The following is an 8,359-nucleotide window of genomic DNA, read 5'->3' as shown; positions in this document are numbered from 1 at the left end:
GGACCACTTAGTCGCAATCCCGTTGCTGGTCTTGGCCCTTTTGCGGTCATACCAGCGCCGACAGTTCTCGTCCGAACGCTTGGCGAAATTGGCCGCCTCCACAAACGCCCAACTCAGATACTTGTTGCCGCACTTCGAATGGTTCTCTCCCTTCTGTTTGCCCTTGCTCAGCCGCCGGGAGTCCACCGCCCGGCAGTCGCTGGCGAAATCTCCGTCGGTCTTGAACCGCCCGATCTCGCCCACTTCCATCGTGATCGTCATGCCCAGGATTCTCCCAACCCCGGGAAGGGTCAGCAGCTTCTCGTAGAGCGGAATCTCCCGCGCGCAGCCCAGCACCGCCTTCTCCATGCGCCCCAGGCTCCGATTCAGCGCTTGGATGGGCTCCAACTGCACCGTGGCGATCAATTGATTGGCCGGATGTTCGTAGAGTCCTTTGCCCTTCTTGGGCTCCAGAGCCTTGAGCTCCTTCAGCGGCAGCGCGGAGCCGTGCGTGCCCGCATAAAGGCTCTTAAAGCTCAGAGCGTGTCCGAAAATTGCGCGGGGTCCTGCGGCGAGGGATTTTGGCTGTGGCCAAGGCGGCGAGGTCCGAGCATCCCCAACGCGGGCTGTAAGGACCGAGCCAACGCAGGCCACGGACAAAAGACCCGCCGCCCGGAGGGTTTTCGCGCCAAAGGCCGCCTGGCTTCGTTGCTCCTCAGTCGAAGATCCAGGGAGGATATTCTCCTTCGTCGCGCCTCGCCATCCGGCCTTTGGCGCGAAAACAAGACCCCGCGGAATTTTCGGACACGCTCTCAGGTACAAGGCCGTGCGCTGATGCACCAGGCTGGTGCGCCGCCGCAACAGATCTCGCACCGGTCGCAGCACCGGATCATACACATGCGCCTTGGGCAGGATTTTCAAGCGTTGCAGTTCGGCCAGGTGAAAGGCGTCGTGCTTGTCGTCGGCGTGCTTGATGCCGCTGTATTGTTGGATCTGGGCCGGATTGGCCAGGTCGATCCTGTAGCCCTCCGCGCGCAAGCCGTCCACCAGCCAATACCAATTGAACGTCGATTCCACCGCCATCGACTGGAGCTGTGGCTTGAAGGGCTTGAGAAAGTCCATCACCCCTTCCAACTCGCACTCCAGTTTCCGATGCGCGATGCGCTCGCCGTGCTGATTGATAATGCCGATCACAAGGTTGTTGCCGTGTAGGTCGATTCCTGCGATATATTTGTCTTCAGGTCTTCTCATAGTTCTTTCGTTGTTGGTTCACTGACTAACGGACCACAACGTTTTTACCGTGGGCAGACCTTCGTCTCAATCGCCCTTAATGTTTATCAGTTCAGGGGAAGCTTCCTTGGTTTCAGAACCATGCACTCGGCCCATGAACCGATCTCTGGTAGGGGGAGTCCGTCCCGGCGAGCCGCTCGACGGTGCGTGGAACACGTCCGGATCGGCTCGCTGGGGACAGGCTCGCCCTACCGGCGTGTTCAGGAGAAGTCGTTCACAAAGCAAAGGCAGACCCCTAATCAGTCCGCCCGCTTGATTCCGCTCCACAGATCGAGCGCGGGTCCGTTTCGTGACGCGCCCTTCGGCGTTTCGTCCTTCCGATACACGAACGCCATCGTCATCCGGTGCGCTTTGCAGAAGATCTTGCCATCCGCAGTCCGCTGGATCAAAGGCTGAAACGTTCCCGTGTTGACGTAGAGCCGGGCGGTGCGGCCGGCGGGATTGGAAAAGAAATCGTGCCGCGCCTCGTGCGTGTGGCCGTAAAAGAGATATTGGATTTCCGGGGCGAGGCGCGTATCAAATTCCCTCCGAGCGCCCTCAAACAACGGATCGCGATCTGGCGTAAGAAAGTCCGCGATGGGCACGACCTTCTCCGCAAAGTCCCGCAGCCGGTCGTAGCCGCCATCCTCCAGTTGCGCGCGGGCCAACTGCAGCCGATCCACCAGATCGCCGCTCACGAGCCAGTCCGCTTGGACTTCGTCCCACAGCTTGCCGAACTCGGAATCGACCACGCCGGAGATCGACTGGATGAGCGCATGCGTCAGCGCGTCTTTCTCCGGCTGGCCGAACTTGCGGAACATCCATTCGAGCCAGAGAAACACGTCGATAATCGGGCGCAGATCATTGACGTCCTTGATGTCCTTCGCCAGATCGGGCCGGCCGGATTCGGCCAGATGAAAAGTCAACCCGGCCATCAACTCCGCCGTGACGACCTCGCCGATGGCCATGACGCGATCGATGTGCGGCCCGATCTCCGGATCGAGCGGATCCCAACGCCGATCGCGTCGCAGGACTTCGCGGAGCAGAAGTGTTGCGACGCAGTTTTCGTCCCATTCATGACCGTGGCGCGCGTGCGTGCCGTATTCCGGCCAGTGAACGCTCCGTGAGAATTCCACAGCGACTGGCGCGAAAGCATCTTGAATCATCTTCTGCAGCGAAGGAAAATTGTGCAACGCGCGGTCGTGGTTGCCGATCACGTAATGAACCGTCGTGGGCAGCCGGGTCGCCTGCGCCGCCTTGTTCGCCAGGCGCACCAGATGCGGAGTGGCCTCCAGCGTATCTTTCAGGATGCGGCGGAAATGCGCTTCGATCTTCTTCACGTTGCGATTCATCCCCGTGGCCGGATCAATCTTGCCATTCCAGGGACGCTCATTCGGCGGGATGCTCTTGCCGGTGTGCTGGTCCTTGAACCATTGGCTGGTGCGCACCAGATCGTAAATGTCGCCCAGCAGCACGAGACGAATTTCCTTCGCGCCGCGCGGCAGGGCATTGCCGAGGAGGGCCGTCAGGAGAATCTTCTCGAAGGCGTCGGGATTGACGTTGTCCGACGCGGTCGCGTCGCAAAGGTGGAGGTCGCTGATGAGGGCAAGCATGACGGCCCACAGTATTTGAAGACCATTCAAACCAACGTGAAACCGAAACAGGCATTGATGCGCTGGACCAAGGCACGACGCCGAGTCAATTCGACGCTGCCGCGCCGGCGATACAACCGCTCCTTTTCCACCAAATACATCAGGTCGCACTTCACCAGTGTCTCCCAATCGAGACCGTCTGCGCCGTTCAACAGAATCTCGTTTTCTCTCGGCGGTCGGCTCGCGCGCTGGCTCGAACCTATCAGCACATTGACAAGAGGCGCGCGGCCAACGCGGTCTGGGTGGCTGACGATCACAGCCGGGTGCGGGCCGGCCTCAGCGAAATCGCACGTCCAGATCTCCCACTGTTTCATTCTGTTTCAACTTTTAAGGTGGAAGCGCGGGCGGTGCGGCGTTCAGCCCGGTGGTTGGCGCGAGTATAGAGATGGCGGAGACTCCCTGGAGGAAAAACCGCCGCGGACTGCTCTTGCGCCTCCAGGACGCGCAGACCGGCGCGCACGACCTCGCTGGCATTGTTGTAGCGCCCGCTGGCCACAAGCTCTTGAATCAGCGTCTCAAAGTGTTTGGTCAATGCGATGTTCATAATCCTCAGACTGGAATAGATGCTATCTATTGTCAATCGACTCGATTTTCGGTCACGGGTTGAAATCGGGTTCCCATCACCGCTGCGCTCGATTACCCTCCCGCCGTGCAAATCTACGACCATCCCAGTTTCCGCATGGCCTGCCGGCAATTCGACGCCGTGGCCGGGCATTTGCAGATTCCTGAATTGGATCGAGCCTGGATCAAGTTCCCGAAACGCTCGCTCACGGTCGTGCTGCCCATTCAACGGGACGACGGGTCGATGGAAGTGTTCTCCGGCTACCGCGTGCAACATCATCTGGCGCTCGGTCCCACGAAAGGCGGCTTGCGCTATCACCCGGACGTGACGCTGGGGGAAGTCGCCGCGCTGGCGATGTGGATGAGCTGGAAATGCGCATTGACGGGGCTTCCTTACGGCGGCGCCAAAGGCGGCATCGCGTGCGATCCGCGAGCGTTGTCTTCCACAGAACTCGAACGGCTCACGCGGCGCTACACGCAGGAAATGATCCCCTTCATCGGACCACAAATCGATATCATGGCGCCGGACGTCGGCACCAACGAACAAACCATGGCCTGGATGATGGATTCCTATTCGGTCCACATGGGCTACACCGTGCCCAGCATTGTCACGGGAAAACCCGTGGGCCTGGGCGGTTCGCTGGGGCGGCGCGAGGCGACCGGGCGCGGCGTCGGCTACCTGATCAATCGCGCCATGGATACGATCGGGCTGAACTCCGCTCAGGCCACCGCGGCGGTGCAGGGCTTCGGCAATGTGGGTTCCGTGGCCGCGTTTTCTCTGGCGAAATATGGCGTGAAGATCATTGCCGTCAGCGATGTGAATGGCGGGCTGCTCAACCGCAAGGGCATCGATCTCTGGAGTCTGGAAAAGCACGTCGCGCAGCACAAAACCGTCGCCGGCTTCAGCGAAGCCGAGCCGATCACCAACGAACAATTGCTAACCACGCCGTGCGAAATTCTGGTGCCGGCGGCGCTGGAACGCCAGATCACCGAAGCAAACGCCGCCCAAATCCGCTGCCGCGTTCTGGCGGAAGCCGCCAACGGCCCGACGACTCCCGAAGCGGACGCCATTCTGGATCAACGGCCGGAGATTTTCGTGATTCCCGATATCCTGTGCAACGCGGGTGGCGTGGTGGTCTCGTACTTCGAGTGGGTCCAGGATTTGCAGAGCTTCTTTTGGACGGAGACGGAGGTCATGGATAAACTCTTCCGCATTCTGGAAGGCGCCTTTGTCCAAACGCTGAGCCTGAGCCGGAAACGAAAAATCTCTATGCGCCTGGCGGCCTTGAGCCTGGGGGTGAAACGCGTGCAAGAGGCGAAACGATCTCGCGGGTTGTTTCCTTGAACTTGGGAAAGTCATTGAGAGGCGGATTGGGAATCTGGTTCTTATCCGCGCAATCCGTGAAATCCGCGGTTCAAGAATCTTGGCTTCCCGAGAGCGAGACGCGGGAGCCTCCTTCGGTCTCAGCCTCTGTTGCGTTGAGATCCGCCTTCGCAGCAATCAACACGTTGGCGACGGCCCTGGATCCTCTCCTACAGGCCTTGTGCAGCTCCGTTTCACCGTTACAGTATGACCGGCGGATAGCGCATGGGAACCATGAATCGAAGACCGTCCGGACCGCAGCCTTCAGGCTGCTTCCGGCCCCGCTCTGGAGTCCGGCGTCGAAGCGGCCCAAAGGCCACGGTCCGGAGAGGCGGTTCAGGGGAAGCTTCCACGGCCTCGGAACCGTGCGCGCGGCCCTTGAACCCAGCACTGGCAGGGCGGTGCTGCTGCGCTGCCGCATCAACAGAAGAACGGCTGCGCGGGGACGCAGCCTTTTCGCACAGACCCTTAGAATTGGAGGAAAAGTCGAATTGGGTTTTCATAGAGTTTTAGTTTTAGGCGGCTTGCGATTTCACCGCGGAGAACACGGATGGGGGCGGATTAGAAGAACGGCTGTTGGCGAGATGAAACCTGGACGCTCAAGGCCTGGACGGCTTGTCAGCCGAAGATTTCATCGCTACTGTTAAGCCATGCTGAAACGCCTTTCGAATGAACGCATTGTGGAAGTGATCGCCGAAGTCCGCGCGGCTCATTCGTATTCTTGATGCGGTTTGCGTGGACACAAACGTTTTGCTTCAAGCTTTTGGCCGAAACCAGCCATTCCGAAAAATCCGGGACGCTTGCTGCGCGGCACTCTGGAAATCGCGGTTTCAAACAAAGTCTTGCTGGAGTATGAGGAGAGAGGTCTTCGATTCGAGCTGGCGCCGTCATGAGCCGCGTCCACGACCATAACCGCCGCGCCTGGGATGAGCGCGTGCGACGGCAGGAATCGTACACGGCGACGGCGACCGAACCGCAGTTCAAGAATCCCCTGGCGGTCATCGATCAATGCGGCTGGTTGGGTGACGTGTCGGGCCGGCGCGTGCTTTGCCTGGCGGCGGGCGGCGGCAAACAAGGACCGCTTTACGCGGCGGCGGGCGCGATTGTCACGGTGGTCGATCTCAGCCCGAACATGCTCGAACTGGATCGCCAGGTCGCGGCAGAGCGGAAACTGAAAATCGAAACGGTCGAAGCTTCGATGGACGACTTGTCGATGTTTGGTGAAGCGAGTTTCGATCTGGTGGTTCAACCCGTGAGCACCTGTTACGTGCCGGATGTCGAACGCGTTTATCAACAAGTGGCGCGCGTCGCGGTCTCCGGCGGACTTTACATCAGCCAGCACAAGCAACCGGTGAATCTTCAGGCCGATGCTTTCCCGTCGGCGCGGGGTTATGTGTTGAACGAACCGTATCATCGGACCGGGCCGCTGCCGCCGGTCCCGGCGGGCACGGCGAACCGCGAGTCGGGCACGCTGGAATTCCTGCATCGTTGGGAGCAATTGCTTGGTGGATTGTGCCGGAACGGATTTGTGATCGAGGACGTCGCGGAGCCGCGGCATGCGGACCCGAAAGCGGAGCCCGGCACTTTCGGCCATCGCAGTTGCTACGTGCCGCCCTATATCAAAATCAAGGCGCGGAGGAGGAGCGAGGCCGCGTCGGAATCTGCCATACGGAAGATACTGCTTGGTCCGCGGGATGGACGACAAAGCTCGTAGCGCAGAGTTGCACTCTGCCGTATCGCAGAATTGTATTCTGCGGGGCGTCTCCCAGTCCGAGCACGCCGCGACTTGCCGGCGCCCTGCCGATTGGAAATCGGCGATACAGCAGATTGAAAATCTGCGCTACGGTTCTCCGGTCGATCTGTCGTCAATCCCACGGTCTGCACAGTTAACGACGGTGGGGCGACGCTCCTGCGGAGCCTTTCTTCGATGGCATTGGCTCGGCGGGAGCCTCGCCCAGCCTCGCCCCACCTCAACTGAGGGCATACCGGCGAGCGGCGCGTGGCTTTCTTTCCATTTGATCCGCGTCGAAATGTGCCTAGACTGCAAACCCGGCATGGCCCAAAGGGCCGAATCGGTAGAGCCATGAGATCGTATTGTGCAATGAGTTTCTTGCTTGGGAGCGCGCTGGTTTTGCCTTGCGCCGCGCAGGGCATTCGCGCGGTCACGAGGCCGACGCTGATGTCTCCGGCGCCGGGAATCTTTTTCCAGGCGCCGTTCGCACCAGGCGGCGCACCTGCGCCGCCGGCGGTTCCGCAGCCGGTTTGGTCCGTCCCGTCCGCGGCCGCGCCTTCCGGGCCGCCGGTCGCGTCAAAGGAAGAAGTGGCGCGCAACACACTCGCTTTTCAAAAGCAGCGCGCGCAAGCCGGCGCCGCCCACGCGCAATATGACCTGGGGGTTCGCTATCAGAAAGGGGACGGCGTGGATAAAGATCTGAAGCTGGCCAGGAAATGGCTTGCGGCAGCAGCGAAGAATGGCCACAGCCTGGCGTCCAAAAAACTGGCGGAACTCGAGAGGAAGTCGGATTGAGTCCAACGATATGAAAGCATTTCGAAACACTAATTTTGAGCGAATGAAACGAGCGAGCCTGGTCTTGTCCTTCGGGTCTGCGCTCTGGCTGGGGGGGTGCAGTGACGGAAACGTTTCGCAACAGCGCGCGCAGCAATCCCAGGAACTGGCGAAACTGCGTGATGAAAACAAAGAAGTTCAACGCTTTCGCACCGAAAACAAGGAACTCCCGAGGCTGCGGAAGGAGAATGCCGAGCTTCCCCAACTGCGCGGCCAGGCCGACGAAATCGAAAAGCTGCGCAAGGACAACGACCGCATCAAAAATGAAATCGCCGAACTGAGCAAAGCGCGGCGTCAAAGCCAGCAGGCCGCGCTTCAGGCGCAACAAGCCCAGCAAGCCGCCGCCGCATTGGCCCAGGCCCGCGGCGCGCTCCAATCCGGCGGGGCGACCAATGTCAACGACCCAAACATTCCGCAGGAAGGCGATGAACTCTACGTCGATCCGAAGTTCCTGACGAAAATCCTTCCCGATATCGACTGGTCGAAGCTGCAGCGAAAAGAGCCCCTCAACATCAAAGGATTGCTGGAGCAGCAAGGGTTCGTCCTGACGAACTATCAGCAATTGATCGAACTCGGCATTACGAATTACTCCGTCCGGCACGCGCCGAAGCCGCCGCCAACGGCGCCGGCGCCGCAGTAGGCGATCTTCGCGGATCGAAGGGTAGCCAAAGGAGCGCGGACAACTTGTCCTCGCGCTTCGAGCCATCGTCAGGAACTCGCGGACAGGCTGCCCGCGCTCGTGCGCCTGAGATGGCGATTGGTCGAAGCGGTGAAAGTCCGCTTCTGTGCGGTGAAGAATCGTGCGGTATTGAACCATAACTGCGTCGTGGAAACACGGGGTGGAGAGCAATGGAACGAGAACGGCCAGTCCGTAACGCCGTTCGTCTGTCGAGGCGAACAAAGTGAACTCGATTCGGTCGGCGCGGATGGGCGAGCCTGCGAGCGCTGTGCGAAGCCTGTCGCGGAGGG

General features: G+C 60.3%; 9 protein-coding genes. 4 read left to right on the top strand and 5 right to left on the bottom strand.

Translation table 11 applies throughout. The annotated features are described in order from the left end of the window. The 4 genes from FJ398_23345 to FJ398_23330 form a co-directional block, all read right to left on the bottom strand. The coding region (locus FJ398_23345; GenBank protein ID MBM3840837.1) for an IS110 family transposase at nt 1-1,230 on the bottom strand (1,230 nt) is incomplete at its 3' end. A gap of 278 nt (nt 1,231-1,508) precedes the next feature. Continuing rightward, complete coding sequence (locus tag FJ398_23340) at nt 1,509-2,861, bottom strand: hypothetical protein (GenBank protein MBM3840836.1); 1,353 nt, start codon at nt 2,859-2,861, stop codon at nt 1,509-1,511. Nucleotides 2,862-2,887: 26 nt separating this feature from the next. Then, nucleotides 2,888-3,214, bottom strand: a complete 327-nt coding sequence (locus FJ398_23335) for a type II toxin-antitoxin system PemK/MazF family toxin (GenBank protein ID MBM3840835.1) — start codon at nt 3,212-3,214, stop codon at nt 2,888-2,890. Then, complete coding sequence (locus FJ398_23330; GenBank protein MBM3840834.1) at nt 3,211-3,444, bottom strand: type II toxin-antitoxin system ParD family antitoxin; 234 nt, start codon at nt 3,442-3,444, stop codon at nt 3,211-3,213. The genes FJ398_23335 and FJ398_23330 overlap by 4 nt, the downstream gene beginning before the upstream one ends. Before the next feature lie 105 nt (nt 3,445-3,549). Here FJ398_23330 and FJ398_23325 point away from each other — a divergent pair, with 105 nt between their 5' ends. Further along, nucleotides 3,550-4,806, top strand: coding sequence for a Glu/Leu/Phe/Val dehydrogenase (locus tag FJ398_23325; protein MBM3840833.1), 1,257 nt, complete (start codon nt 3,550-3,552; stop codon nt 4,804-4,806). Between the two features lie 218 nt (nt 4,807-5,024). Here FJ398_23325 and FJ398_23320 read toward each other — a convergent pair whose 3' ends face one another. Then, on the bottom strand, nt 5,025-5,327 hold the full coding sequence (locus tag FJ398_23320; GenBank protein MBM3840832.1) for a hypothetical protein: 303 nt from the start codon (nt 5,325-5,327) through the stop codon (nt 5,025-5,027). Nucleotides 5,328-5,713: 386 nt separating this feature from the next. On the opposite strand from FJ398_23320, the gene FJ398_23315 reads away from it, so the two are divergent. From FJ398_23315 to FJ398_23305, 3 genes are all read left to right on the top strand, one after another. Beyond that, entirely contained in the window at nt 5,714-6,538 is an 825-nt protein-coding gene (locus FJ398_23315; protein MBM3840831.1) for a class I SAM-dependent methyltransferase, read from the top strand. A gap of 369 nt (nt 6,539-6,907) precedes the next feature. Beyond that, nucleotides 6,908-7,351: an SEL1-like repeat protein gene (locus FJ398_23310; protein ID MBM3840830.1), complete on the top strand. Its 444-nt coding sequence runs from the start codon at nt 6,908-6,910 to the stop codon at nt 7,349-7,351. A 43-nt stretch (nt 7,352-7,394) separates the two neighbouring features. Further along, complete coding sequence (locus FJ398_23305; GenBank protein ID MBM3840829.1) at nt 7,395-8,030, top strand: hypothetical protein; 636 nt, start codon at nt 7,395-7,397, stop codon at nt 8,028-8,030. Nucleotides 8,031-8,359: the final 329 nt, after the last annotated feature.

It is taken from the genome of Verrucomicrobiota bacterium (assembly GCA_016871535.1).
Taxonomy (GTDB): Bacteria; Verrucomicrobiota; Verrucomicrobiia; order Limisphaerales; family SIBE01; genus VHCZ01.
Note: the sequence above shows the minus strand (reverse complement) of the source record. Positions and strands in the feature narration are given on the sequence as shown.